The following is a 254-nucleotide window of genomic DNA, read 5'->3' as shown; positions in this document are numbered from 1 at the left end:
ACTTGCTGTCCTTGCCGTGCTCCTCGTCCTTGGAGCCGCTCCAGTCGTCCTCGTCGTTCAGGAGAGTGAGCGCTCCGCCGCCCGTGTGCACACCGCCACGCGGGTCCTCGTGCTTGCCCTCCTTGTCGTACTTGCTGTCCTCGTCGTGCTTGCTCTCCTTGTCGTACTTGCTGTCCTTGCCGTGCTCCTCGTCCTTGGAGCCGCTCCAGTCGTCCTCGTCGTTCAGGAGAGTGAGCGCTCCGCCGCCCGTGTGC

General features: G+C 65.0%; 1 pseudogene. It reads right to left on the bottom strand.

The features are described 5' to 3' along the window. A pseudogene (locus tag ADK36_RS17085) lies at positions 1 to 254 on the bottom strand (hypothetical protein); the annotation flags it as partial.

The sequence above is a fragment of the Streptomyces viridochromogenes genome, from assembly GCF_001270495.1.
Lineage (GTDB): Bacteria > Actinomycetota > Actinomycetes > Streptomycetales > Streptomycetaceae > Streptomyces > Streptomyces viridochromogenes_A.
Note: the sequence above shows the minus strand (reverse complement) of the source record. Positions and strands in the feature narration are given on the sequence as shown.